The sequence below is a fragment of the Enterobacter cloacae complex sp. S1 genome (assembly GCF_014930525.1).
Lineage (GTDB): Bacteria > Pseudomonadota > Gammaproteobacteria > Enterobacterales > Enterobacteriaceae > Enterobacter > Enterobacter hormaechei_C.
Window position 1 is genome coordinate 100387 of record NZ_JADBRE010000009.1, and the last position, 24883, is coordinate 125269.

Sequence of the window (24883 nt, forward strand, 5' to 3'; positions counted from 1 at the left end):
TTGCTACAGCAAGCTCTTGACGTAAGCGTCAATGTCGCTGATGTATTTTTCAATGCCAGAGGCATCTTTCTCACGAATTAGATGTTCCAGCGTTTCACATAACTGCTTGCCGGGAACCAGATTAAGCATGGCAAACACCCCTTTAAGCCGGTGTGCTGTCTGTGCCAGCGCTGCAAAATCCTGCGCAGCGGACTCAGTATACAACCGCTTAACATCATCTGGTACTGTATCAACGAAGAGCGAATAATATCCGCTGGCATGGAGTTCGGCATTTTCATCGCCGCCTAACGGTGACTCCAGGATCTCTTCCTGCGCCAGATTCTCTTCAATCAGTTGTAATACAGCTTCCTGCATTGCATTGCTCATATTAAAGTTGACGCGCAGCTGCCCAGGGCCGATTTTCCGCACGCCTGGCTCATCATCGCTTAAAAGCAAGCCTGAGGCAGTAAGATTAGACGGATTATCAGTTAAAAATAGATCAAATTCTTGACTCGCGAGCCTTTCGTCCGGGGTAATGCAGGACGCCCCCCAGTTTTCCAGCTGACGAACGACGATATTACGGATCTCACTGGAGGTCACATCCACCATCACCACCACATCGTCCAGCAGACGCTCTTCATCCTCTTCCTGGGGATTCGCCGCCATTTTCACGTGTAAAGAGTAGCGGGTGCCGAGGGATTCGCGGGCCTTAATGTTCAGATGACCGCCCAGCTTACGCGCCAGCTGATCGCAGAGCCAGAAGGTGAGGGCATTCGCCTTACCGTAGTGGTCGCGCTGGGTATCGTTCAGGAACGGGAAGTGCAGGTTATCAATTTCGCTCACTGTGACGCCTTCGCCCGTATCCAGAATGCGGAACGTCAGACGATCGTCGGTGGACTCATCGGTGCTGACTTCAAGGGTGATCTTGCCGATCTGCGTCGTGGTGACGGCATACTGTATCAACATCATCAGGATGCGACGCAGGGCATCGCGATCGCCGTGACGTTCGTCGTTGGCCGGTAAATGGTTGTTGATCAGCAGCTGGAGTCCCTTGCGCTTGATCACCGGCAGGACTTCCGGCACCACCTCATCAATCAGGTCCTGGATGGAGAAGAGCGTAGGGGTGCCCTTCCAGATATCATTTTCCAGCATGTTCGCAAGCTGGATTTCGTCCACCAGACGAACCAGGGAGTCGGCCTGGCTGCTTAGCTGTCGGCTTTCCGGCGTGCTCAGATCAGCAATCTGCGTGGCGAGTGACTTCAACGGTTGTTTAAAGGCATCGCCAATATTTTGCATAAACGCCGCGCGGCCATGTTGGTTTTTCTCGTACAGCCTTTGCGCCTGCTTGAGCTTTTTATTCACCAGCACTTCGCGATCCTGATCGCGAATGATGAAGATTTGTGTGCGCGAGGCGACCTGGCTGCGGAACTGACGGATTTCATACAGTTCATTATTAACGGTGGCCTGAATAACGCCCTGGTGCTGGTCCGCCATGGCCGTAATATTTTGCAGGTTAAGATGCGGCAGAAGGTGATCGGCAATTTTATTGCTCATTACCGTGCGGTTTGCCTCCTGATCGTGAACGAGCACCCCAAGCGGCAGCACGGAAATAATCTCTTCATTCAGGGCACGAAGAATGCGCAACTCGTTGCTGGTCCCGGCTGATACCGACGTCGAGTCGCTCTGGCGGCCCGACTGGAAACGGAAGGTGCTGTAGCCAAACAGCGCCAGCGCCAGCAGGCCAATATTCAGCAACAGCGGCAGCAGAATGTTTTGCAGAGTATCAAGCATCAGGGTGCCAAAAGGCACCTGCCACACCAGACGCATACCGGTTGAGTTGAGCGATGAGGCAATCTCAATCTTTGAGCCATTAAAGGAGATCGCTACGCTGTCCGCGCCTTCTTTATCCGACGGCGTGCGCATATTTTGGGTGCTGTTGTCTGGCTCCAGACGGAAACTGTCCAGCGGCATATCCGGTGGGATGAGATCGTTAATCGGCAGGTCGAAGGCAACCACGGTCGCCAGATGGCCCGGCTGGTTAAAGGTGGTTCGCAGCGTAAAGTAGTGGCCATTCTGCCAGGCAAGACGGCGAAGTGACGAGAAACTTTCTCGCTCGTCCAGCGCGTTGGCCTGTTGCAGCATTTCTGCCCGACGGGAATCCACAATACTGCCAACGGTGGTCTCTTTAAAGCCGGAGGAGAGATCCTTAAGCGGCAGGGTCGAGATCAGGATCATGCTGTTGTCCTGACCGTTCAGGTAATACATTGACCACGGTACGGTCTCGGCGCCCCACAGGGTGTCCAGATAGGAGGAGATCCGCTGCGTCATCTCAAGCGTTGCGCTGTCGTGCGAGCCGAAAATCAGGGCTTCCGTCTTGCGCTGCGGTTTTTCAAGGTAATACACATCCTGCTTAAGGCGCGTTTCCTGCAACCCTTCGCCTGACGAGGTGGCAGGCGCGGCAGCGATATTGTCGTAGATTTGCCAGGTCGCATAGCGCCACGTATCAATGCGCTTATGCACCGCATGGGTGATATCGACGATTTGATAGCTTTTATCTTTAAGCCAGGTATTAACGGCGCTCTGAACCATCACCCCCATTGTGACTAACAGCACAACGATCAACAGAAGAAAGAAACGGGTGATGCTGCCCGGTAGAAGGGAGAATTTGCTCGGGGCGGTAGTTTCAGTCTGACTCATCGATGTGTTTAACCCGTAATGGCCGCGCGGTAATGGGATAGGGCAGTATAAAGGGTAATAACTGAATTTCCAGCGTCGTTAACGGTATGACCTTGACTTTTTATCCGGGTAACCGGCTTCAACGTCCCCGGATGAAAGGTGTACAAAACCCCGTGAAATGTATAAATACGCGATCGCACCGGCAGGAAAATAGCACGAATAAACAAGAAATTAATTTCAATAGCATAAAAAAGAATTCAGCGAAAGCCGGATGCTGGATTTAGTTAATAGTCGTTATCATTTCTGAGGGGTAGCACATAAAATGTAGGCTGACGTAAAGAAAGGTAAAAAAAAACCGAATGCGAAGCATCCGGTTCAATTAGGGATAAACAGACATTCAGAACTGAATGACGGTAATAAATAAAGTTAATGATGATAGCGAGAGTTATTTTAGTGGTGTTGAAGGGAATTTTTTTGTCATTCAGTGCTGTACTGTTTTTTAAGCTAATCACTTGTATTAAATAGAATATATTTTTGTTTTGATTATCCGTGCTATATTTTTAAACTATTTATGCTCTGTAAAAGTTCCTTCAAATTTACAAATTGAAACATGTTGATGGTAAAGTGAAACATCTTCAAAGTTTTCGTATCATATTCCTGTTGGATTATTCTGCATTTTTGAGGAGAATGAACTTGCCGACTGGTTAAGAGGGTTGACCAGTAAGCAGTGGTAAATAATAAGGCATATAACAGAGGGTTAATAAAATGAAAGTTAAAGTACTGTCCCTCCTGGTACCAGCTCTGCTGGTGGCAGGCGCAGCAAATGCGGCTGAAATTTATAACAAAGACGGCAACAAATTAGATCTGTACGGTAAAGTGGATGGTCTGCACTATTTCTCTGATGACGACAGTGCAGACGGCGACCAGACCTACATGCGTCTGGGCTTCAAAGGCGAAACTCAGGTTAACGACCAGCTGACCGGTTACGGCCAGTGGGAATACCAGATCCAGGGTAACTCTGGTGAGAACGAAAACAACTCATGGACGCGTGTGGCGTTCGCAGGTCTGAAATTCGCGGATGCGGGTTCATTCGACTACGGTCGTAACTACGGCGTTGTTTACGATGTGACTTCATGGACCGACGTTCTGCCGGAATTCGGCGGCGATACCTACGGTTCTGACAACTTCATGCAGCAGCGTGGTAACGGCTTCGCGACCTACCGTAACCAGGACTTCTTCGGTCTGGTTGATGGTCTGAACTTCGCGTTGCAGTACCAGGGTAAAAACGGCAGCCCAAGCGGCGAAGGCCAGACCAACAACGGTCGTGACGCGCTGCGTCAGAACGGTGATGGCTACGGCGGCTCTCTGACCTACGATCTGGGCGAAGGCTTCGCTATCGGTACGGCAGTCACCAGTTCTAAACGTACTGCTGACCAGAACGCTGCGGGCTACTACGGTGAAGGCGATCGCGCAGAGACCTATACCGGTGGTCTGAAATACGACGCGAACAACATCTACCTGGCTGCACAGTATACTCAGACTTACAACGCGACCCGTGCGGGCGACCTGGGCTGGGCTAACAAAGCGCAGAACTTCGAAGTGGTTGCGCAGTATCAGTTCGACTTCGGTCTGCGTCCATCCGTGGCGTACCTGCAATCTAAAGGTAAGGACCTGGAAAACGGCTACGGCGACCAGGATCTGCTGAAATATGTTGATGTTGGCGCGACTTACTACTTCAACAAAAACATGTCCACCTACGTTGATTACAAAATCAACCTGGTTGATGAGAACGACTTCACTCGCGCAGCAGGTATCGGTACTGACGATATCGTCGCGCTGGGTCTGGTTTACCAGTTCTAATTGCTCATACAGCGACAAAGGGGCCGACAGGCCCCTTTTTTCATGCTTTTTTAGGGTCTTACAAATACGCTGTTTTAGTGTACTCTTGCCGCCCTGGCATGAGGATAATAACCAATGGATATGACTTTTTTACGCGCCAGCGTTCTGGCGACTTTTTTACTCCTGACCGCGTGTGACTCTTCCACACAGCCCACAAAAATCGACGCACCCGCCGCGACGGTGCTGGAAGGGAAAACCATGGGGACCTTCTGGCGCGTCAGCGTGATTGATATTGATAAATCCCGCGCTGAAGAATTACACGGTAAAATTCAGGCGCAGCTGGATGCCGACGATCAGCTACTCTCTACCTATAAAAATGACTCAGCGCTGATGCGTTTCAATCGCTCCAGCAGCACCTCGCTGTGGCCGGTGAGCGAAGCGATGGCCGATATCGTCACGGAATCCATGCGCGTGGGCTACAAAACCAACGGCGCAATGGATGTGACCGTGGGGCCGCTGGTGAACCTGTGGGGATTTGGCCCCAACAAGCAGCCGGTGACTACACCCGATCAAGCCGCCATCGACGACGCCCGCGCCCGTACGGGGTTACAGCATCTGGCGGTGATCTCCCAGTACGGTCAGCAATACCTGCAAAAAGATATTCCCGACCTGTTTGTGGATCTCTCCACGGTAGGCGAGGGGTATGCTGCGGATCATCTCGCGGCCCTGATGGCGCAGGAAGGTATTCCGCGTTATCTGGTTTCCGTCGGGGGCGCGCTCGTCAGCCGGGGCATGAACGCCAGCGGCAGGCCGTGGCGAGTGGCCATCCAAAAACCAACCGATCAGCAGAACGCGGTGCAGGCGATTGTCGACATCAACGGGCACGGTATAAGCACCTCCGGAAGCTACCGCAACTATTACGAGCTGGATGGCAAACGTATCTCGCACGTGATTGATCCGCAAACCGGACGCCCGATTACCCACAACCTGGTGTCCGTAACGGTGATAGCCCCAACCGCGCTGGAAGCGGATGCCTGGGATACCGGATTGATGGTGCTCGGCACGGAGAAGGCCAAAGAGGTGGTGCGTCAGGAAGGGCTGGCCGTCTATATGATCACCAAAGAGGCTGACGGATTTAAAACCTGGAGTTCGCCGCAGTTCAACAGCTTCCTGGTGAGCGAAAAAAATTAAAAAGCAAGGTTGCGGGTTTTTGTTCGGTGGCGTTCAGGCAAGCTGAGCGTATGCTTGTAAGAGGAGCCGATAATGAAAAACACAACCTATCTTACCGATGAGGATCGCTGGCAGGCCGTACTGGCCCGCGATCCGCGTGCGGATAACCAGTTTGTCTTTGCCGTGCAGACGACCGGCATTTATTGTCGTCCGTCCTGCCGCGCCCGCCACGCGCTGCGTAAAAATGTCTGCTTTTATCCTGATGCTCACCAGGCCGCGCAGGCGGGTTTCCGCCCCTGTAAGCGCTGTAGGCCGGACCAGGTCGACCCTATGGCGCAGAAAAAGGCCAACATTGCGCTGGCCTGTCGACTGCTTGAACAGGATGCCGCGCTGAACCTGGAGGCACTGGCGCAGCAGGTTGCCATGAGTCCGTTCCATTTCCACCGCTTGTTTAAATCCGTCACCGGCATGACGCCGAAAGCATGGCAGCAGGCCGCGCGTGAACAACGCCTGCGCAGCCTGCTTGCACAGGGCGGTAAAATCACCGACGCCGTACTGGCCGCTGGCTTTCCGGACGGCAGCAGTTACTACCGTAAAGCCAACGGCGCGCTGGGCATGACGGCAAAACAGTACCGCAACGGAGAGGCTGCGGTCCGCTATGCCATCAGTGACTGCTCGCTGGGCCGCTGTCTGGTGGCGGAAAGCGAGCGCGGGATCTGCGCAATACTGCTGGGTGATGACGACGCCGGGCTGACGGCTGAGCTGCTGTCACTGTTTCCGCTTGCCGTCCGTGAACCGATGGAAGGCGCGTTTGCCGGGCGTGTTCGACAGGTTATTGCCTCTGTCGACAGCCGCGCGACGCCGCTGACGCTGCCGCTGGATATCCGTGGTACCGCCTTCCAGCAGCAGGTCTGGCAGGCGCTGCGGGATATCCCCTGCGGTGAAACGGCAAGCTATCAGCAGGTGGCGAAGGCCATTGGTAAACCCAATGCCGTACGTGCCGTGGCGGGGGCCTGCGGTGCCAACAAACTGGCGATAGTCATCCCCTGTCACCGCGTGGTGCGTAACGACGGTGCGCTGTCGGGTTATCGCTGGGGCGCAGCGCGTAAGATGCTATTGTTGAAACGTGAGGCGAACAACCCGGAGGGATAATGCTCGATCTTTTTGCTGATGCTGAACCCTGGCACGAGCCGCTCGCGCCGGGGGCGACGATCCTGAGACGCTTCGCGCTTTCCCGCGCGGCGGCGCTGTTCGACGGTATTGATGCCGTTACCGCTTGTTCGCCGTTTCGCCATATGGTTACGCCGGGCGGGTATACCATGTCCGTGGCGATGACCAACTGCGGCGAACTGGGATGGGCGACGAATGAGCGGGGCTATGTATATGCCGCGAACGATCCGCTGACGGATCAGCCGTGGCCGCCGATGCCGGAGGCGTTTCAGGCGCTGTGTCATGACGCCGCCGTGGCGGCCGGCTATCCTGATTTTCGACCCGATGCCTGTCTTATCAACCGCTATGCCGTTGGGGCAAAGCTCTCCTTGCATCAGGATAAGGACGAGCCGGACCTGCGCGCGCCGATCGTCTCGGTATCCCTTGGGCTGCCCGCTGTCTTTCAGTTTGGCGGCCTGCGGCGCAACGACCCGCTCAAACGGCTGATGCTGGAGCATGGTGATGTGGTGGTCTGGGGCGGTGAATCACGGCTTTTTTACCACGGTATTCAGCCGCTTAAACCTGGCGATCACCCGGTGGCGGGGGCATTTCGCTACAACCTCACGTTCCGTCAGGCGGCATACAGAGAATAAAAATAAGAATTATTCTTGATGTGTGTGAAAGGCAGTTTACACTGCTGGCTGATTTTTCTTGTCCGGATTGCTCTGCATGCAACTACTTCTTCTTGTCTGGCGGCAGTATCGCTGGCCTTTTATCGCGGTGATGGCGTTAAGCCTTGCCAGCGCGGCGCTGGGGATCGGCCTGATTGCCTTCATTAACGTGCGTTTGATCGAAATGGTCGACACGTCACTCTCCGTCCTGCCGGAATTTCTGGGTTTACTGCTGCTGCTGATGGCAGTCACGCTCGGGTCACAGCTGGCGCTGACCGCCCTCGGCCACCATTTCGTTTTCCGTCTGCGCAGTGAGTTCATCAAACGGATCCTTGATACTCAGGTGGAACGCATCGAGCAGCTGGGAAGTGCCTCTCTGCTGGCGGGGCTGACCAGCGATGTGCGCGCCATTACCATCGCCTTTGTGCGCCTGCCGGAGCTGGTGCAGGGGATCATCCTGACATTTGGCTCGGCAGCCTATCTCGCCTGGCTCTCCAGCAAAATGCTGGCGGTAACGGCGCTGTGGATTGTTATTACCATCTGGGGCGGATTCCTGCTGGTATCACGCGTCTATAAGCACATGGCGGTGCTGCGCGAAACGGAAGACAAGCTCTATAACGATTATCAGACGGTGCTGGAAGGGCGCAAAGAGCTGACGCTGAACCGCGAGCGTGCCGAGCATATCTTCAACCATCTCTATATCCCGGATGCGCACGAATATCGTCATCACATTATTCGCGCCGATACGTTCCACCTGAGCGCCGTGAACTGGTCCAACATCATGATGCTGGGCGCCATTGGCCTGGTGTTCTGGATGGCGAACAGCCTGGGGTGGGCGGATACCAACGTGGCGGCAACCTACTCCCTGACGCTGCTGTTTTTACGCACGCCGCTGCTGTCGGCCGTTGGCGCACTGCCGACGCTGCTGAGCGCTCAGGTGGCCTTCAACAAGCTGAAGAAATTCGACCTTGCGCCGTTTAAGGCTGAGTTCCCGCGCCCGCAGGCCTTCCCGAACTGGCAAACGCTGGAGCTGCGTAACGTTACCTTCCGCTATCAGGATAACGCCTTCTCCGTAGGGCCGATAAACCTGACCATTCATCGCGGCGAACTGCTGTTCCTTATCGGCGGCAACGGCAGCGGCAAATCTACGCTGGCGATGCTGCTGACGGGCCTCTACCAGCCGCAGGCGGGTGAAATTTTGCTGGATGGTAAAGCGCTGAGCGCGGAGAAACCGGAGGACTACCGCAAGCTCTTCTCGGCGGTATTTACCGACGTCTGGCTGTTCGACCGGCTGCTGGGACCGGAAGGGCAGCAGGCGGATCCGGCGCTGGTGGAGAAGTGGCTTGCGCACCTGCAAATGTCGCACAAGCTGGAGCTCCAGGATGGTAAAATCCTGAATCTGAAGCTGTCGAAAGGGCAGAAGAAGCGCGTGGCGCTGCTGCTGGCCCTGGCCGAGGAGCGTGACATCATCCTGCTGGATGAGTGGGCCGCCGATCAGGACCCGCACTTCCGTCGCGAGTTTTATCAGGTCCTGCTGCCGCTGATGCAGGCGATGGGAAAAACCATTTTTGCCATCAGCCATGACGATCACTACTTCATTCACGCCGACCGTCTGCTGGAGATGCGCGACGGCAAGCTGAGCGAGCTGACCGGCGATGAGCGCGATGCGGCGTCACGGGACGCGGTGGCGCGTACGGCCTGATTGCAATTGTGCCGGGTGGCGCCCGGCACACTAATTTTTCATATATGCCGTTTTTTTCTCCATCCCGACCCGCCGTTTATTCTTATTTACATATCCCCGCGCTATGCTTAACGCCAACTCATTTAATGGATTTATGATTGATGTCGGTATTAAAGAAAAACAGCGCCAGGCAGCGTGACCAGGAGCGTGCGCGGCTCATCTGGCTCCTGACGACCGATAAAGCGGTCACGTCAACGTTATTGGGTAAGCTAACCCTGGCTGAGCAATATGATGTCGGCACGTTGGCCGACGATATTGCTGAGGTAGGTGCGCTGGTTGCACATTTACCACCCCCTGACCTGGCGGACACCCTGGAGGCATTGCCTTCCGAGGAGCGCCACGCCCTGTGGCGGCTGGTGCAGGATCACGAGCGCGGTCAGGTATTGCTTGAAGCCTCGGAAAACGTCTGGGATGACCTTATCGATGAGATGAGCGACCGGGACATTCTTGACGCCCTGCAAACGCTGGATATCGATGAGCAGATTTACCTCGTTCAGCATCTTCCGCGCAACCTGACCGGACGCCTGCTGGCTTCCCTGCCTGCTGAAGAGCGGGCGCGCGTGCGTCAGGTGATGCACTACGAGAAAAACAGCGTCGGCGCGATCATGGAGTTTGGCGTCATCACCGTGCGCCCGGACGTCACCCTGGGTACGGTGCAGCGCTATCTTCGTCGCCTGGGCAGTATGCCGGACAACACCGATAAACTGTTCGTCACCTCGCGGGATAAAACCCTGCTCGGGGAGCTGGAGCTGAAAACGATCCTGCTGAACAGCACCCAGCAGCGGGTGAGTGAGGTCATGGAAACCGAGCCGATGGTCTTCTCGCCGGAAGACGATGCCGAAAAAGCGGCGCGTACCTTCGAACGTGATGACCTGGTGAGCGCGGCGGTGGTGGATTCGGTGGGCAAGCTGATGGGGCGTCTGACCATCGATGAGATCGTTGACGTGGTCTATGAAGAGACCGATAACGACCTGCGTGCCCTTGGCGGGATCAGTGCCGAAGATGACGTTCATGCCTCCGTCGGCAAGGCCGTCAAAACGCGCTGGGCGTGGCTCGCCATCAATTTATGCACCGCGTTCGTGGCGTCCCGCGTTATTGACGGCTTCGAACATACCATTTCCCAGCTGGTGGCCCTGGCGTCGCTGATGCCGATTGTGGCGGGGATCGGCGGGAACACCGGTAACCAGACTATCACCATGATCGTTCGCGCCCTGGCGCTGGAAAACATTCAGCCGGGTAATTTCTCGTGGCTGATTTTCAGGGAGATGGGCGTCGCGCTTATTAATGGCCTGGTCTGGGGCGGCATCATGGGCGGCATTACCTGGTGGCTGTATGATGATATGGCGCTGGGCGGGGTCATGATGCTGGCGATGGTGCTGAATCTGCTGGTGGCGGCGATGATGGGCGTGATTATCCCGTTGACCATGACCCGGCTGGGGCGCGACCCCGCGGTGGGGTCGAGCGTGATGATCACCGCCATTACCGATACCGGCGGTTTCTTTATTTTTCTTGGACTGGCGACGATTTTTCTTCTGTAGCCAGCGCTTTTTGCTTAAGTCGGGCAGGGAGGATGAACATCATCACAATCCCGCCCAGCACGCCAATCGCCAGGTTGCCGGTGAAAACCGTTGCCACAACCGTCACCAGCATCACTACGGTTTCAGCCACCGGCGCGTTTTTCAGCGTTCCGGGCTGAACGCTATGCCAGCTAAAGGTCTTGACGGCCACAATGGCCATAATTCCCGCCAGTACCGCCATCGGAATTTTGGCCATCACCTCGCTGAGCGCCGTAACCAGCACCAGCAGTACGATGCCTGCCGCAAGGGTGGAGATACGGCTTCTGCCTTTCCCCATCTCCACGTTAACGATGGTCTGCCCAATCATCGCGCAGCCCGCAATGCCGCCGTAGAACCCGGCCATAATATTGCCCACGCCCAGCCCGATGCTCTCGCGGCGCTTACTGGAGGGGGTAGCGGTCAGCTCGTCCACCAGTTTTGCCGTCAACAAGGATTCCAGCAGGCCAACGAAAGCGATACTTAGCGCGCACGGCCAGATGATGCTCAGGGTTTCCAGATTGAGCGGCACCAGCAGTTGCGTAAAGCCCGGCAAACCGCCGCCCATGGAACCTTCATCCCCTACCGTCGGCAGGATTTGCCCGCTGGTGACGGTGAACAAAGTCAGCAGCACAATGGCAATCAGCGGGGAGGGCACGCTTTTGATATAGCGTGGCACCCAGAGCACAATCAGCAGCGTCAGCACGAACAGGCCCACAATCAGCGGGCTTCGGCTCCAGAAATGGGGCACCTGGGCAAAGAAAATCAAAATGCCAAGGGCGTTAACAAACCCGGTCATCACCGACTGGGGAATAAAGCGCATCAGCCGCGCCATACCCAGCGCGCCGAACAGGATCTGAATCATGCCTGCCATCACCACCGCGGGCAGAATGTACTGTACGCCGTGTTGATGGACCATCGGCCCAATCACCAGCGCGACGGAACCTGCCGCCGCCGTCACCATGGCCGGACGCCCGCCGAGCAGGGAAAGGGCGAAACAGAGCACTACGGAGGCGATAAGGCTCACTTTCGGATCCACGCCCGCGACCACGGAAAACGAAATCACTTCCGGGATCAGCGCCAGCGCGGTAATCACACCGGCCAGGGTTTCGCGCATCAGACGGTGAGGCGAACGTAAAACAGTGGCGACATGGCCTTCTTGAGGTACAGACGAGTGGGGTAATGACATAACAATTCGCTGGTAGGGGCAGGCTTCCGTGCGCGCGATCACAAAGTGCAGCATGATAGCCAGGAAAATCGCCGGGTGCCAGCCTGTCTGCCAAAACCCTACAAACAATCCATCATTAAATTTCACAATTACAATAATTTCGTAACCTTTAAACAATATTTAAAAGTTGCTACCGTGCCACCGCAGCGTGTTTCACCTGTAATTTCCACGCATCAAGCATTATTCAACTAAGGCATAAATGATGAAAAAAATGACTGCCGTGCTCTTTTCTCTGGCCGTGGGGCTGAACGTCGTCTCGCTGGCGGCGAAGGCTGACGCACCAAAAGAGCAGGAAACGGATGTCCTTTTAATTGGTGGCGGCATCATGAGCGCCACGCTGGGAACGTATCTTCAGGAATTAGAGCCGAACTGGTCCATGACCATGGTCGAGCGCCTCGATGGCGTGGCACAGGAAAGCTCTAACGGCTGGAACAACGCCGGGACGGGGCACTCGGCACTCATGGAACTGAACTATACGCCGCAGAAAAAGGACGGTTCCATTAGTATCGAGAAGGCGGTAGAGATCAACGAAGCGTTCCAGATCTCACGTCAGTTCTGGTCTCACCAGGTGAACAGCGGTGTGTTGCACAATCCGCACTCCTTCATCAACACCGTACCGCACATGAGCTTTGTGTGGGGCGATCAAAACGTCAACTTCCTGCGCGCGCGCTACGCTGCCCTGCAACAGAGCACGCTTTTCCGCGGGATGAAATACTCTGAAGATCACGCTCAAATCAAAGAGTGGGCGCCGCTGGTCATGGAAGGCCGCGATCCGAACCAGAAAGTAGCGGCGACCCGCACTGAAATTGGTACTGACGTTAACTACGGTGAAATCACCCGTCAGCTGGTGTCCTCTCTGAAGAAAAAAGAGAACTTTAACCTGCAACTCAGCTCCGAAGTGCGTGGTTTCAAGCGCAACGCGGATAACAGCTGGAGCGTGACCGTTGCCGATCTGAAAAATAACGAAGCCGAGCATGTGATTAAGGCGAAGTTCGTGTTTATCGGTGCGGGCGGCGCGGCGCTGAAACTGTTGCAGGAGTCCGGTATTCCGGAAGCGGACGACTACGCGGGCTTCCCGGTCGGCGGCCAGTTCCTGGTGTCGGAAAACCCGGAAGTGGTTAACCGTCATCTGGCTAAAGTGTACGGTCAGGCCTCTGTGGGCGCACCACCGATGTCCGTTCCGCATATCGACACCCGCATGCTGGACGGTAAGCGCGTAGTGCTGTTCGGGCCGTTCGCCACATTCTCCACCAAATTCCTGAAAAACGGTTCCCTGTGGGATCTGCTGAGCGCGACCACGACGTCAAACGTCAAGCCAATGATGGACGTGGGGCTGGATAACTTCGATCTGGTGAAATACCTGATTAGCCAGGTGATGCTCTCTGATGAAGAACGCTTCGAGGCGCTGAAAGAGTACTATCCGCAGGCGAAGAAAGAAGACTGGCGTCTGTGGCAGGCGGGTCAGCGCGTGCAGATTATCAAACGCGATCCGAAAGAGGGCGGCGTGCTGCGTCTGGGCACCGAAGTGGTAAGCGATAAGGATGGCACCATTGCCGCGCTGCTGGGGGCATCTCCGGGGGCGTCTACCGCTGCGCCAATCATGCTGCACCTGATGGAAAAAGTGTTTAAGGATAAAGTATCCAGCCCGGAATGGCAGGCGAAGCTGAAAACCATTATTCCATCCTACGGTACGAAGCTGAACGGTAACGTTGAAGCCACGGAACAAGAGCTGGAATACACCAGCCGCGTTCTGCAACTGCAATACGTCAAACCGCAGGCTGCGGATTCTGCGCCAAAGGCAGAGCTGAAGCCTCAGGCGGAAAGCAAGCCGGTAGCGGATATCGCGCTGTAAGGTAAACGCAAAACGGTAACATCCGTTACCGTTTTTAGTGTTTTCTCCCTCTCCCGGTGGGCTGAGGGTTCCCCACAAAGACGGCCCCCTCTCCCTTGAGGGAGAGGGCTGGGGTGAGGGCACCAGAACGCACCCTTTCCTGGTCGGGTAAGCGAGAGCGCCACCCGACTTATTATTAACGAACTACCGCTTGTCCTACCGTCTCATCCGCCTTCCATACGCGATATTTCACATCCACGTTTTCCGGCGTGTATACGACGATCGGCAGCTTGCTGTTATAGCGCAGCAGACTGTTATCACCCAGATACGCGGTAATAAATTTCTTCTCTTTCTTGCCGTCCGGGCACGCCATCATGGTGGAGACTGGCGAGGTTACTTTGTCGAAGACATAGTAGTCATAGCCCCAGCCTTCCAGCGTTTTGCTTTCCAGCTGGCCGCCCAGACGATGCTGGTTGCAATCCACTTCCAGCGTCTGGCCGATTAACAGCTCAACTTTGAAATTTGCTTCATCCTGCTGAGCCGGGAGCTGAATAACCTGGCGCTTCATCCCTTTGTCCGCTTGCGGATACGGAGCAACTTTTTCCAGCGGCTGCTCTTTCCGGGTTTCGCTGGCGAAAGCACTGCTGCTGGCGCACGCAGCGGCGATGAGGGCGATGGCAAATTTAGGTGCGTTTTTCACTGTCATTCCTTTTTGTTAAAACGATCCTGGAAAGACTAACATATATCACGTGAATGGTTGGCGTAATTTACTCACATTTTCATTTTAAACGGAGTAATGCACTGCTTTTATATTCATTTATTGGTGTTTAATGCTGTAGTGGAGTCGGTGCGGCGATCGTGTTATTTTACGCGTTAATTATTGTTATTCATCTGTAAAGGGAGGGGAGATGGTACGGGAAAAACTGAAGACAGCTGAAGGCCGCAAGTTCCTGCTGGCGTTACTGGTTGTGTTTATGATTGCTGCTGCATGCGTGGGGCGAGCAACCATTGTCGGTGTGATTGAGCAGTACAACATCCCGCTCTCTGCCTGGACAACCAGCATGTTTGTCCTGCAATCGGCGATGATCTTTGTTTACAGCCTGGTGTTTACCGTCCTGCTGGCGATTCCGCTGGGGATTTTCTTTCTCGGTGGGCGTGAAAAACACTAAGCATTGCGCATGCGGAGACAGGCAATAAAAAACCAGCCATAAGCGGCTGGTTTTTTTGTGTAGTTTTGGTCGGCACGAGAGGATTTGAACCTCCGACCCCCGACACCCCATGACGGTGCGCTACCAGGCTGCGCTACGTGCCGACGCATAAAAGGAATACTACTCGATTCCTTTTTGAATGCAAGGGGCAAGCAACGCTAACTGATTCATAAATAATCAGTTAGCGATAAAGCGCTTCTCGTCTGTCAGCACCTGCAACAGCAAACTGAGCTGCGGCTTCTGGTCTTTCAGCTTCTCACCTTCGAGGTTATACGTCTGGTAATTGCCATTGCTGTTCAGCACCAGGGACAACGTCGGCGTGGTCACCACCAGCGTGTTTCCGCCAGCAGCCGTGACCCAGTTATGACGCCGCGTGGCGCTAAAGAGGTCTTGTCCCTGCGAGTACTCAATTGCCGGTGTGCTGACGTGCAGCAGCCGTTGCATTAACGTGGTCATGACGTCTTTATGGTCGGTGAGCATGTTGATACGCTGTGCGGGAGTGCCCGGCCAGTGGATCACCAGGGGAACATGCAGGTTCGGACGCGACCACTCTATGCCCTTCGCCTCGTCGCCGAGCGGCACGCCATGCCCCGCCGTGATAATCACGACCGTATTGTCCAGCTTGCCCGCGTCGCGCAGGGCGGTCAGCACGCGGCCGATCTGCGCATCGACATCGCCCGCCGCACGGCTATAGCGGCGCGCGAAGCCTTTCTGATTGCTGTCATCAAGCGTTGTGCCGTTAAACGCAACCCAGGAGAACCAGCGGTTATCTTCCTGCGCATAGCGCTTCAGCCAGTCTATCCACTGGTCAGCGGTCCGATCGTCAGACTGGCTCTGCGCGGCGGGCAGTGAGAAATCAGACAGCAGCGCCTGGCGGTACAGCGAGCTGTTGAAACCATCAGAGGCGAACAGCCCCAGCTGGTAGCCCTGCTGATTAAGCCCGGTAATCAATGCCGCCGGAATACGGGCCGACAGCACGCCGTCCATATAGCTCGGTGAAATGCCGTAGAACAGGCCGAAAATACCCGCGTCGGTCGAATTACCGGAGCTCATATGCTGAGTGAATACGATGTTGTTCTCAGCGAATTCAGCCAGCGCTGGCATCTGCTTCTCATAGCGGGAATAGTTCAGGCCATCGACGGTAATCAGCAGCACGTTCTGACCGCGGCCCATGTCGCGATATTTCAGATCGCTCAGGGGATACTGCACGCTGACCGCTTCCGGATTACCCTGTTCGACCAGACGACGCTGATACTCCTGCGCGTCCAGCAGGCCGTGTTTTTCGAGGAAACGACGCGCCGTCATCGGATAGGAGAGCGGCAGATTTGCGCGCTGCATGGTAATTGGGCGGTAGAAGTTCGCATCTGCCCAGATATACATCAGGTGCGAACCGATAAATGAGGCGAAAAAGAGCGCCGCGACGGGCTTCGCATAATGGCGGCGTCGGGTCAGACTGCGGAGCTTTTGCCAGCTCCACGTGGCGAACAGCATTTCGATCAGCAGGATAATCGGCACGCTGATAAACATCAGCTGCCAGTCGCGCGCGGTCTCGTTCTGATCCGGGTTAATCACCAGCTCCCAGACAACAGGATTCAGGTGCAGGTGGAAGCGGGTAAAGACTTCGCTGTCGATCAGCAACAGCGTCATGCCCGCCGTCGCAAGAATGGCGGACAGGAAGCGCATCAGCCGCTGCGACATGACGATAAACGTCAGTGGGAACAGGATCAGCAGATAGGTGGCGAAGACCAGAAAGCTAAAGTGACCAACAAGACTCATCCACGAGTAGATGCGCCCGGTTAACGTGGTTGGCCAGTCCGCCACAAACAGATAACGGCAGCCGAGCACCATCGCCAACAGAATGTTGAACAGGGCAAACCAGTGCCCCCAGCTGACCATCTGGGAGACTTTTTCACGGTAGCGCTGACGATTCGTCACCATAAACTGTTGTTCGTTTCCCTTAGTGTGCCTGGTCGTCGCTAACGGAGGACTGCAAAGCCTGGGCGAAAGATTTGGCGATCGCCTGACGCTGAGCCGGAGCAACGCTGGTATTGATCAGGTTGGTAACCATATTTCCCAAAACCATCAGGGAGAGATCGGTTGGCGTTTTATGTTTTTCCAGTACGTTGACCAGCTCACTGAGCAATTGTTCAACGTGTTCGTCACTGTAGCGGGAATGTTGTGGCATAAATCAAAATCAGTTTGTTGAGAGAAGGGCGACATATTACCGTAGCAACAGCTTTTTTTCCCCTTTTTTATCTTCTGTTGCACACATGCGTTGGTGGTGGTTGAATACCGCCCGGTCTAAAAGGAGAGTTTATCATGAGTCTGGAAATCAACCAGATTGCCTTGCACCAGCTTATCAAGCGTGATGAGCAAACCCTTGAAGTGGTGCTGCGCGATTCGTTACTGGAACCAACGCCTACCGTTGTCGAGATGATGGCGGAGTTGCATCGCGTCTACAGCGCGAAAAATAAAGCCTATGGCTTGTTCAGCGAAGAGAGCGAACTGGCGGATAGCCTGCGCCTGCAACGTCAGGGCGAAGAGGATTTCCTGGCATTCAGCCGCGCTGCTACTGGCCGTCTGCGTGACGAGCTGGCGAAATATCCCTTCGCCGATGGCGGTATCGTCCTGTTCTGCCACTACCGCTATCTGGCGGTAGAGTATCTGCTGGTCACCGTGCTGAATAACTTAAGCAGTATGCGCGTGAACGAGCAGCTGGATATCAGCTCAACGCACTACCTGGATATCAACCATGCGGATATTGTGGCGCGTATCGATTTAACCGAATGGGAAACCAACCCGGAATCAACGCGCTATCTGACCTTCCTTAAAGGCCGCGTGGGCCGCAAAGTGGCGGATTTCTTTATGGACTTCCTCGGCGCCAGCGAAGGGCTGAATGCCAAAGCGCAGAACAAAGGTCTCCTCCAGGCGGTGGATGACTTTACGGCTGAGGCGCAGCTTGATAAATCTGAGCGTCAGACCGTGCGTCAGCAGGTTTACAGCTACTGCAACGAGCAGCTACAGGCTGGAGAAGAGATTGAGCTGGAGTCGCTGTCCAAAGAGCTGGCAGGCGTCAGCGAAGTCAGCTTCCAGGAATTTACTGCGGAAAAAGGCTATGAGCTGGAAGAGAGCTTCCCGGCGGATCGCAGTACGCTGCGTCAGCTGACGAAATTTGCCGGTAGCGGCGGTGGGTTAACCATTAACTTTGATGCCATGCTGCTCGGGGAACGTATCTTTTGGGACCCTGCCACCGACACGCTGACCATTAAAGGCACGCCGCCGAATCTGCGCGACCAGCTTCAGCGTCGCACTTCAGGCGGTAAGTAACAGCCATAAAAAAACCCCGCAAACGCGGGGTTTTTCTCGACAGGTTTGCGATTACGCGCGAACGAAGTCGATGTGAGTCAGTTTTGGCTTGAACGCGTGACGCTGAACAGCCTGAACTTTCACTTTTTCTTCTTTACCGTCAACAACGATGGTCAGAACTTCGCTGTAGAATTCAGCTTTGTTCTGCATGTTCCATACTTTGTCGTGATCCAGTTCAATAGCAACTGGAGCAGCTTCGCCACCGTAAACGATAGCCGGGAACTTGTTTGCGGTACGCAGGCGGCGGCTCGCACCCTTACCCTGCACGTTACGTACTTCTGCTTCGATAGTGAACATTGATTTCTCTCTGTATTTAAAACCCTACTACAGGCGACCCAGCAGCAGGTGAGTGTTCTGCCTCACGGATGTGAAGCGGGCGGCATTTTATACTCAAATGGCTCGCGCATCAACGAAAAGTCCCGTTAACCGCGCAATTCGTTTGCCCGGCGAAAGCGTCCTTCATAGTCAAAGACCTTCTCACGCACCTGCCAGAACTGCCCTTTTTTGCGGGCGACAACAAAATCAGGATGGCGCAGTAACGCCTGCTGGCGCACGATATCGGCCACGGTTATCCAGCGCAGCGGCACGCCAGGCGTGCGGGTATGCGGGCGGATAAAGAGCTGCTCGAACGCGGTGCGCTGGGCGGGCGTCTGGACCCGGAACCGCTCGCTGACGTCTGCGCCATCCTCGTCGTAGTAGGTAATTTTTAGCCACTCGCCTTTTTCATCCGCGCCGGGCTGTAAGGCCATGCCGGAACAGCGCAGCACCAGCGCATCTTTCAGCTTCAGCGCCGCTTTCAGCATGTCGTCCGGGTCGACCAGGACCGTGTCGCACTCCCGACAGCGGCGGGCGGCAATGTCGTTTTCGGCATTGCACTGCGGGCAGTTTTTGAAGCGGAAGCGGAAGTCACACTGTTCGCGATGGCCTTCATCGTCTTCAAACCAGCCCTGACAGCGGCGGCCAAAATGTTCGATCAGCGTGCCGTCGGCGGTGGTTTTCCCCCAGAAGGTGTTGGCAAACCCGCAGGCAGGGCAAAAAACCTGAACGGGCACGTTGTCGCTCTTGCCTTTTGGCGTGCCGACTTCCGGCGAATAGAGATCGTGCGGGTTACCGGCGTAATCAAGGATCAGACAGTCGGTTTTGCCCGGCGCCAGACGCAGCCCGCGGCCAACAATCTGCTGATACAGGCTGACGGATTCCGTCGGGCGAAGAATCGCAATCAGGTCGACGTGCGGGGCGTCAAAGCCGGTGGTTAGTACGGAGACATTCACCAGATAGCGAAACCGCTGAGCTTTGAAGTCCTCAATCAGGCTGTCGCGCTCCGGGCCGGGGGTTTCACCGGTAATTAACGCCGCGTCGTCGGCGGGCAGCAGCCCCGTAATTTCGCGCGCGTGTTCGACAGTGGCAGCAAAAATCATCACCCCTTTGCGCGTTTGTGCGAACTCTTCAATCTGGCTGATGATATGCGGCGTGATCCGCTTCTGTTTTTTCAGCTCATGGTTAAGATCTGCCTCGCTGAACAGCCCGTTGCTCTGCGCCTGTAAACGGCTGAAATCGTACTGCACGACGGGCATATCCAGCCGCTCCGGCGGCGTCAGGTAGCCGTGCTTGATCATGTAGCGCAGCGGAAGCTCATAGATACAGTCGCGGAACAGGGCCTTTTCATCGCCACGCACCATGCCGTGATAATGAAACTGATAAATCCAGCCCTTGCCCAGACGAAACGGCGTGGCGGTGAGGCCAAGCAGACGGAGGTGAGGATTCACCTTTTTCAGATGAGTGAGGATTTGCTGATACTGGCTGTCGTCGTCATCGCTGATGCGGTGACACTCATCGACAATCAGCAGGGAAAACTCGCTGCGAAACAGTTCCAGGTTGCGCGCAACGGATTGTACGCTGCCAAACACCACTTTTCCGTGGCTCTCTTTGCGCTTCAGTCCGGCGGCAAAAATGTCGGCCTCCAGGCCGAGCGCGCAATATTTGGCGTGGTTTTGCGCCACCAGCTCTTTGACGTGCGCCAGCACCAGCACGCGTCCGCGGGCCAGGCGCGCCAGTTCGGCAATCACCAGGCTTTTACCGGCTCCGGTCGGGAGTACGATGGCAGCGGGCTCCCGATGCTTGCGAAACCAGGCGAGGGTGGCATCAACGGCTTCCTGCTGATAGGGGCGTAATGTGAACGTCATGGCTTCTCTATTCAGTTAACTCGCATATAGTATGCCACGAAACTTTTTCCCTTGAGTGGCGCAACCAGACCATTATACTGAACTGTTTCTGACTGCTTCTTTTTCGGACGCGTAGTCCGACTTCCAGCACCATTAAGGCTAAAAAGATTTCATGCGACTTGATAAGTTTATCGCTCAGCAACTCGGCGTAAGCCGCGCTATTGCCGGGCGTGAAATTCGCGCCAGCCGCGTAACCGTGGACGGCGACATTGTGAAAGACAGCGCTTTTAAACTCCAGCCTGAGCACCAGGTGGAGTATGACGGCAACCCGCTGACCCAGCAGAATGGCCCGCGCTACTTCATGCTCAACAAACCGGAAGGTTACGTCTGTTCAACGGACGATCCGGATCACCCGACGGTGCTCTATTTCCTCGACGAACCTGTGGCGCACAAGCTGCATGCGGCAGGGCGACTGGATATCGATACTACCGGCCTGGTGCTGATGACCGATGACGGCCAGTGGTCGCACCGCATCACCTCCCCGCGCCATCACTGTGAGAAAACCTATCGGGTGATGCTTGAGTCTCCGGTCTCGGATGACACGGCAGAGCAATTCGCGAAAGGCGTTCAGCTGCATAATGAGAAGGATCTGACCAAACCGGCGGTGCTGGAAATCCTCACCCCCACGGACGTCCGTCTGACCATTAGTGAAGGCCGCTACCATCAGGTGAAGCGGATGTTTGCCGCCGTGGGCAACCACGTTGTGGGGCTGCATCGTGAACGTATCGGCGCGATTGAACTCGATCCAGACCTGGCCCCAGGGGAATATCGCCCGCTGACGGAAGAAGAGATTGCCAGCGTCGGGCTGCCTTCACGCTAAATTCAGGAGAACCCTGTGACCACCAGGCCACACTCGTCGTTTAAAATTGTATTTATCCTTGGCCTGCTGGCCATGCTGATGCCGCTGTCTATCGATATGTATCTGCCCGCGCTGCCGGTGATTTCCGCGCAGTTTGGCGTACCGGCAGGCAGCGCGCAGATGACGCTCAGCACCTACATTCTTGGTTTTGCCCTCGGTCAGCTCTTTTATGGCCCAATGGCCGACAGCCTGGGGCGTAAACCGGTTATCCTGGGCGGGACATTGATATTTGCCGCGGCGGCGGTGGCCTGCGCGCTGGCGCAGAGTATCGATCAGCTGATTGTGATGCGCTTCTTCCATGGCCTGGCGGCTGCTGCGGCAAGCGTGGTGATTAACGCGCTGATGCGCGACGTCTACCCGAAGGAAGAGTTCTCACGCATGATGTCGTTCGTCATGCTGGTCACGACAATTGCGCCGCTGGTCGCCCCCATGGTGGGCGGGGCGGTCCTGGTGTGGTTCAGCTGGCATGCGATTTTCTGGATCCTGGCGATTGCCGCGCTGCTGGCCTCGGTGATGATCTTCGTCTTTATCGATGAAACGCTGCCGGTCGAGCGACGTCAGAAGTTCCACATTCGCACCACGCTTGGCAACTTTGCCTCGCTGTTTCGCCATAAGCGTGTGCTCAGCTATATGCTGGCCAGCGGCTTCAGCTTTGCCGGAATGTTCTCGTTCCTGAGCGCGGGGCCGTTTGTGTACATCGAACTGAACCATGTGTCACCCCAGCATTTTGGTTACTACTTCGCGCTGAATATTGTGTTCCTGTTTGTGATGACCATTATCAACAGCCGCTTTGTCCGGCGGGTTGGGGCGCTGAATATGTTCCGCGCCGGGCTGTGGATCCAGTTCGTGATGGCTATCTGGCTGGTATTGAGCGCGTTGCTGGGCGTCGGTTTCTGGGCGCTGGTGGTGGGCGTGGCGGCGTTTGTCGGCTGCGTGTCGATGGTTTCATCCAACGCGATGGCGGTGATCCTCGACGAATTTCCGCATATGGCGGGCACCGCCTCGTCGCTGGCAGGAACGTTCCGTTTCGGAATTGGCGCGATAGTCGGGGCGCTGCTCTCGACGGCGACGTTTAATACCGCCTGGCCGATGCTGTGGGCGATTGCCCTCTGCGCGACCTGCTCCATTCTCTTCTATCTTTACGCCAGCCGGCCGCGAAAGACGGCGCATAAATGACCACTTAAGGCCCGTGACGGGCCTTTTTGTTGACCCATATCAACCAACCCTCCGTTCGTTTACCCTGTGTTTGTTTCTTTTATGTAAAATCTATTTATGTAAAAAGTCACATCATTGTATTTAAAAAGGTTGAGTTAGATCGCAGAAACGGGTACATATAGCGCCGACGCGAGCCTGCAACGCCTATAAAATCCGCTAAACAGTGCAGGTTGGCGATGATGTGTTACTATAAATGTAAATAAATTGTGAAGTAAATTTGCTTCCGGGGATCTGAACGTGAATACATTACAACTCTCCATTGTCCATCGCTTGCCCCAGAGCTATCGCTGGTCGACGGGTTTTGCAGGTTCGAAAGTTGAACCGATTCCGCAAAGCGTTGCCGGGGAGGATAATTGTCTGGTGGCGCTCAAACTGCTCAGCCCGAGCGATGAAAATGCGTGGCCGGTCATGGAACGTCTCAGCCAGGCGCTGACGGACATCGAAGTGGACAGCTCCGTGCTGGAATGCGAAGGTGAGCCGTGCCTGTTTGTTAACAGCCAGGATGAGTTTGCCGCCACCTGTCGTCTGAAAAACTTCGGCGTGGCCATTGCCGAGCCGTTCTCCGGTCAATATCCTTTCTGAGTGCTAGTCAGCGGACAATAGCTGGCGCGTGTAATCCTGCGTCGGCGCGGTGAATACGCGCTGGCACTCTCCCTGCTCAACGACTTCTCCCTGCCGCAATACCACCACCTGATGGCAAAGCGCACGCACCACCTGTAAATCGTGGCTGATAAAGATATAGGCCAGCCGATGCTTTTCCTGTAGCCCCTTCAGCAGCGCCAGAATTTGCGCCTGCACGGTGCGGTCCAGGGAAGAGGTTGGCTCGTCCAGCACGATCAGCTCCGGTTTCAGGATCAGCGCGCGGGCAATCGCTATACGCTGGCGCTGTCCGCCGGAAAACTCAGCCGGATACCGGTGCCGGGTCTCGGGATCTAAACCCACTTCCGCCATCACCCGCTTCACGTCGATTTCACGCTGTTGCGCCGTCATTGTCGGCTGGTGGACGCGCAGGCCCTCTTCAATAATCTGTAATACGCTCAGGCGCGGGTTAAGCGAAGAGTTTGGATCCTGAAATACCACCTGCATCCGCGGGCGCACGGGAAGCATCATCCGGCGATTCAGGTTTTGCAGCGGCATGCCGTCAAAAACAATGCTTCCCTGAGAGGCGATCAGGCGCAGCAGCGCCAGGCCGGTGGTGCTTTTGCCTGAACCGGACTCGCCCACAAGCCCAAGCGATTCGCCCGGACGCAGAGCGAAGCTCATCTCTTTCAGAACATGATTATGATCGACCACGCGACGCAAAATGCCTTTGCGGATCGGGAATGACACCGACAGCCCCTCAACCCTCAGCAACGGCGCGCTGTCAGCGTTAAGCGGAACCGGGTCGCCAGCGGGTTCGCTATCGAGCAGGCGCTGTGTATACGGGTGCTGAGGCGCGCTCAGCAGGGCGGATGCCCGGTTCTGTTCCACGCAGCGGCCGTTTTGCATCACGGCCACCGTGTCAGCGAGCTTTTTCACGATGCTCAGGTTGTGCGTAATAAACAGCAGGCTCATGTTCAGCTCGTCGCGCAGTTCGCGCAGCAGTTGCAGAATTTGTGCCTGCACCGTGACGTCCAGCGCGGTGGTGGGTTCATCGGCAATCAGCAGTTCGGGGCGCGTGAGCAGGGCCATTGCAATCATCACGCGCTGGCGCTCGCCGCCGGAAAGCTGGTGCGGGAAATCGTTCAGCCGTTTCGCGGCATTACGAATACCGGTGCGTTCAAGGCAGTCGAGAATTTCACCCAGCGCTGCCTCTTTACGCATTCCCCGATGAAGGGACAGCACTTCATAGAGCTGTTTTTCCAGGGTATGCAGTGGGTTGAGCGACACCATCGGCTCCTGAAAAATCATGGCGATGTTGTTGCCACGAATGCCGCGCAGGGTTTGCTCGTCAGCGTTCAGCAGCGATTGTCCATGGAACAGAATATCCCCCTGCGGATAGCTGACCGGCGGGGAAGGGAGCAGGCGCAGCACCGACAGCGCCGAAACGCTCTTACCGGAGCCGGATTCCCCGACCAGCGCCAGCGTCTCTCCGCGCTGGATCTGCAACGATAAATCCGTCACCACCGTGCGTGATTCGCCCTGTTTTGAAAACGCAATCGACAGGTTCTCTATGCTCAGAAGAGGCCGGGTCATG

Annotated in this window: 20 protein-coding genes and 1 tRNA gene; 12 read left to right on the forward strand and 9 right to left on the reverse strand. The window is 55.6% G+C overall.

Annotated features, from left to right (window positions below; genetic code table 11):
• Positions 1-3: 3 nt before the first annotated feature.
• Positions 4-2676: a phosphotransferase RcsD gene (gene rcsD / locus IM290_RS08255; protein WP_017383411.1), complete on the reverse strand. Its 2673-nt coding sequence runs from the start codon at positions 2674-2676 to the stop codon at positions 4-6.
• A 744-nt stretch (positions 2677-3420) separates the two neighbouring features.
• On the opposite strand from rcsD, the gene IM290_RS08260 reads away from it, so the two are divergent.
• The 6 genes from IM290_RS08260 to mgtE all read left to right on the forward strand — a co-directional run bounded on the left by IM290_RS08260 (position 3421) and on the right by mgtE (position 10763).
• A complete protein-coding gene (locus IM290_RS08260; protein ID WP_039270334.1) occupies positions 3421-4515 on the forward strand; it encodes a porin OmpC in 1095 nt (364 codons plus the stop codon).
• Between the two features lie 114 nt (positions 4516-4629).
• Positions 4630-5685 carry an FAD:protein FMN transferase ApbE gene (gene apbE / locus IM290_RS08265; protein WP_193042306.1) on the forward strand — a complete coding sequence of 352 codons (1056 nt, stop codon included), beginning with the start codon at positions 4630-4632 and terminating at the stop codon, positions 5683-5685.
• A 72-nt stretch (positions 5686-5757) separates the two neighbouring features.
• Positions 5758-6816, forward strand: a complete 1059-nt coding sequence (ada, locus tag IM290_RS08270) for a bifunctional DNA-binding transcriptional regulator/O6-methylguanine-DNA methyltransferase Ada (protein WP_193042305.1) — start codon at positions 5758-5760, stop codon at positions 6814-6816.
• Positions 6816-7466, forward strand: coding sequence for a DNA oxidative demethylase AlkB (gene alkB, locus IM290_RS08275; protein ID WP_003859395.1), 651 nt, complete (start codon positions 6816-6818; stop codon positions 7464-7466). The genes ada and alkB overlap by 1 nt, the downstream gene beginning before the upstream one ends.
• A gap of 76 nt (positions 7467-7542) precedes the next feature.
• The gene (locus IM290_RS08280; protein WP_017383408.1) at positions 7543-9186 is read left to right on the forward strand and encodes a multidrug ABC transporter permease/ATP-binding protein; all 1644 of its coding nucleotides are present in this window, start codon (positions 7543-7545) and stop codon (positions 9184-9186) included.
• Between the two features lie 140 nt (positions 9187-9326).
• Positions 9327-10763 carry a magnesium transporter gene (gene mgtE, locus IM290_RS08285; RefSeq protein WP_006811337.1) on the forward strand — a complete coding sequence of 479 codons (1437 nt, stop codon included), beginning with the start codon at positions 9327-9329 and terminating at the stop codon, positions 10761-10763.
• On the opposite strand, the gene IM290_RS08290 is transcribed toward mgtE, so the two are convergent.
• Complete coding sequence (locus tag IM290_RS08290; protein ID WP_126291554.1) at positions 10726-12021, reverse strand: SulP family inorganic anion transporter; 1296 nt, start codon at positions 12019-12021, stop codon at positions 10726-10728. The two genes, mgtE and IM290_RS08290, sit on opposite strands and share 38 nt — an antisense overlap.
• Positions 12022-12208: 187 nt before the next feature.
• Here IM290_RS08290 and mqo point away from each other — a divergent pair, with 187 nt between their 5' ends.
• Entirely contained in the window at positions 12209-13858 is a 1650-nt protein-coding gene (mqo, locus tag IM290_RS08295) for a malate dehydrogenase (quinone) (protein ID WP_048247073.1), read from the forward strand.
• Positions 13859-14033: 175 nt separating this feature from the next.
• Here mqo and eco read toward each other — a convergent pair whose 3' ends face one another.
• Positions 14034-14543, reverse strand: a complete 510-nt coding sequence (eco, locus tag IM290_RS08300) for a serine protease inhibitor ecotin (protein ID WP_032103230.1) — start codon at positions 14541-14543, stop codon at positions 14034-14036.
• A 202-nt stretch (positions 14544-14745) separates the two neighbouring features.
• Between eco and IM290_RS08305 the strand changes: the two genes are divergently transcribed.
• Positions 14746-15006 (forward strand): DUF2534 family protein, encoded by a 261-nt coding sequence (locus IM290_RS08305; protein ID WP_148384292.1) that lies wholly within the window; start codon positions 14746-14748, stop codon positions 15004-15006.
• 66 nt (positions 15007-15072) lie between these two features.
• On the opposite strand, the gene IM290_RS08310 is transcribed toward IM290_RS08305, so the two are convergent.
• The 3 genes from IM290_RS08310 to IM290_RS08320 all read right to left on the reverse strand — a co-directional run bounded on the left by IM290_RS08310 (position 15073) and on the right by IM290_RS08320 (position 17230).
• A tRNA-Pro gene (locus IM290_RS08310) sits at positions 15073-15149 on the reverse strand.
• Between the two features lie 73 nt (positions 15150-15222).
• Positions 15223-16983: an LPS biosynthesis-modulating metalloenzyme YejM gene (gene yejM / locus IM290_RS08315; protein ID WP_193042304.1), complete on the reverse strand. Its 1761-nt coding sequence runs from the start codon at positions 16981-16983 to the stop codon at positions 15223-15225.
• 19 nt (positions 16984-17002) lie between these two features.
• Positions 17003-17230, reverse strand: a complete 228-nt coding sequence (locus tag IM290_RS08320; RefSeq protein ID WP_001135586.1) for a YejL family protein — start codon at positions 17228-17230, stop codon at positions 17003-17005.
• A 134-nt stretch (positions 17231-17364) separates the two neighbouring features.
• On the opposite strand from IM290_RS08320, the gene yejK reads away from it, so the two are divergent.
• Complete coding sequence (gene yejK / locus IM290_RS08325) at positions 17365-18372, forward strand: nucleoid-associated protein YejK (RefSeq protein ID WP_017693031.1); 1008 nt, start codon at positions 17365-17367, stop codon at positions 18370-18372.
• 51 nt (positions 18373-18423) lie between these two features.
• Here the strand turns inward: yejK and rplY are convergent, their stop codons facing one another.
• Together rplY and IM290_RS08335 are read right to left on the reverse strand one after the other, a co-directional pair.
• The gene (gene rplY, locus IM290_RS08330) at positions 18424-18708 is read right to left on the reverse strand and encodes a 50S ribosomal protein L25 (protein ID WP_015572298.1); all 285 of its coding nucleotides are present in this window, start codon (positions 18706-18708) and stop codon (positions 18424-18426) included.
• Between the two features lie 125 nt (positions 18709-18833).
• Entirely contained in the window at positions 18834-20594 is a 1761-nt protein-coding gene (locus IM290_RS08335) for a DEAD/DEAH box helicase (protein WP_023304130.1), read from the reverse strand.
• 151 nt (positions 20595-20745) lie between these two features.
• On the opposite strand from IM290_RS08335, the gene rsuA reads away from it, so the two are divergent.
• From rsuA to IM290_RS08350, 3 genes are all read left to right on the forward strand, one after another.
• Entirely contained in the window at positions 20746-21453 is a 708-nt protein-coding gene (gene rsuA / locus IM290_RS08340; protein ID WP_017383401.1) for a 16S rRNA pseudouridine(516) synthase RsuA, read from the forward strand.
• A 15-nt stretch (positions 21454-21468) separates the two neighbouring features.
• Positions 21469-22668 carry a Bcr/CflA family multidrug efflux MFS transporter gene (locus tag IM290_RS08345; RefSeq protein WP_017383400.1) on the forward strand — a complete coding sequence of 400 codons (1200 nt, stop codon included), beginning with the start codon at positions 21469-21471 and terminating at the stop codon, positions 22666-22668.
• A 276-nt stretch (positions 22669-22944) separates the two neighbouring features.
• Positions 22945-23289: a YejG family protein gene (locus IM290_RS08350; RefSeq protein ID WP_003859372.1), complete on the forward strand. Its 345-nt coding sequence runs from the start codon at positions 22945-22947 to the stop codon at positions 23287-23289.
• A gap of 3 nt (positions 23290-23292) precedes the next feature.
• Here IM290_RS08350 and yejF read toward each other — a convergent pair whose 3' ends face one another.
• Positions 23293-24882 carry a microcin C ABC transporter ATP-binding protein YejF gene (gene yejF / locus IM290_RS08355; protein ID WP_193042303.1) on the reverse strand — a complete coding sequence of 530 codons (1590 nt, stop codon included), beginning with the start codon at positions 24880-24882 and terminating at the stop codon, positions 23293-23295.
• Between the last annotated feature and the right edge of the window lies 1 nt (position 24883).

Excerpts from the sequence above, each read along its gene's own strand:
- rcsD (WP_017383411.1), bottom strand. The coding sequence starts at position 2,676 with ATGAGTCAGACTGAAACTACCGCCCCGAGCAAATTCTCCCTTCTACCG.
- IM290_RS08260 (WP_039270334.1), top strand. The coding sequence starts at position 3,421 with ATGAAAGTTAAAGTACTGTCCCTCCTGGTACCAGCTCTGCTGGTGGCA.
- apbE (WP_193042306.1), top strand. The coding sequence starts at position 4,630 with ATGGATATGACTTTTTTACGCGCCAGCGTTCTGGCGACTTTTTTACTC.
- ada (WP_193042305.1), top strand. The coding sequence starts at position 5,758 with ATGAAAAACACAACCTATCTTACCGATGAGGATCGCTGGCAGGCCGTA.
- alkB (WP_003859395.1), top strand. The coding sequence starts at position 6,816 with ATGCTCGATCTTTTTGCTGATGCTGAACCCTGGCACGAGCCGCTCGCG.
- IM290_RS08280 (WP_017383408.1), top strand. The coding sequence starts at position 7,543 with ATGCAACTACTTCTTCTTGTCTGGCGGCAGTATCGCTGGCCTTTTATC.
- mgtE (WP_006811337.1), top strand. The coding sequence starts at position 9,327 with ATGTCGGTATTAAAGAAAAACAGCGCCAGGCAGCGTGACCAGGAGCGT.
- IM290_RS08290 (WP_126291554.1), bottom strand. The coding sequence starts at position 12,021 with ATGCTGCACTTTGTGATCGCGCGCACGGAAGCCTGCCCCTACCAGCGA.
- mqo (WP_048247073.1), top strand. The coding sequence starts at position 12,209 with ATGAAAAAAATGACTGCCGTGCTCTTTTCTCTGGCCGTGGGGCTGAAC.
- eco (WP_032103230.1), bottom strand. The coding sequence starts at position 14,543 with ATGACAGTGAAAAACGCACCTAAATTTGCCATCGCCCTCATCGCCGCT.
- IM290_RS08305 (WP_148384292.1), top strand. The coding sequence starts at position 14,746 with ATGGTACGGGAAAAACTGAAGACAGCTGAAGGCCGCAAGTTCCTGCTG.
- yejM (WP_193042304.1), bottom strand. The coding sequence starts at position 16,983 with ATGGTGACGAATCGTCAGCGCTACCGTGAAAAAGTCTCCCAGATGGTC.
- IM290_RS08320 (WP_001135586.1), bottom strand. The coding sequence starts at position 17,230 with ATGCCACAACATTCCCGCTACAGTGACGAACACGTTGAACAATTGCTC.
- yejK (WP_017693031.1), top strand. The coding sequence starts at position 17,365 with ATGAGTCTGGAAATCAACCAGATTGCCTTGCACCAGCTTATCAAGCGT.
- rplY (WP_015572298.1), bottom strand. The coding sequence starts at position 18,708 with ATGTTCACTATCGAAGCAGAAGTACGTAACGTGCAGGGTAAGGGTGCG.
- IM290_RS08335 (WP_023304130.1), bottom strand. The coding sequence starts at position 20,594 with ATGACGTTCACATTACGCCCCTATCAGCAGGAAGCCGTTGATGCCACC.
- rsuA (WP_017383401.1), top strand. The coding sequence starts at position 20,746 with ATGCGACTTGATAAGTTTATCGCTCAGCAACTCGGCGTAAGCCGCGCT.
- yejF (WP_193042303.1), bottom strand. The coding sequence starts at position 24,882 with ATGACCCGGCCTCTTCTGAGCATAGAGAACCTGTCGATTGCGTTTTCA.